The sequence below is a fragment of the Streptococcus sp. 2021WUSS126 genome (genome assembly GCF_044427255.1).
GTDB lineage: Bacteria > Bacillota > Bacilli > Lactobacillales > Streptococcaceae > Streptococcus > Streptococcus hashimotonensis.
In genome coordinates this window covers 1-561 of the sequence record NZ_JAOTGI010000045.1, presented here as the reverse complement: position 1 = coordinate 561, position 561 = coordinate 1, and the positions used below count along the sequence as shown (strand labels likewise).

Below are 561 nucleotides of genomic sequence, written 5' to 3'. Positions count from 1 at the left end.
CAAGGAAGCAAGTTGTGAAGTGAGCAGAAATGCGATCTTCTCGACTTAAATAAACTGGTCTAGCTTTCAATTCATGTTTCATAATACGGAAACATTCTTCAATCTCCCATCGTCTCTGATTAATGGACACAATGGTCTCAATCGAATCGTCTAAGTTTGTCGTCACCGCATAAATTCCATCAAATCTTGCTTCAGAAAGAACACGTTCCTCGTCCAACTCAATAAACGTTTTCTCAGCTATTTCCCCATCCCTTGTTGTCTCTATTACTTTGAGGAAACGCTTGGGATCTGTAGATTGTTTCTTCTTGTAATCAGCTGGTTTTCCAATCCATTTTGAAGCACGTTGAATCTGGCGTTCGCGTATGTTTCTCTGGTAATCTCTGTATTTAGCTGAGAAGGTTACAATCAATCTCTGATCTTCTAGACCATCTTGAGGTAAAGGGCATTCTTTGTAAAAGACTTGCCTATAGAGAAGGTCTGGGTTGCTCTCGTCTAGTGCAGAAATATCATAGAATGTATCAGACTTATCCCCCATTAACCGCCAACCTGTAGAAGATGTTG

The 561-nt window shown here is 40.3% G+C and carries 1 protein-coding gene; it reads right to left on the bottom strand.

From position 1 onward, the window contains the following. Positions 1-561 (bottom strand): transposase (locus tag ODU39_RS10205; RefSeq protein WP_398581440.1); only part of this gene is annotated, 561 nt, incomplete at both ends.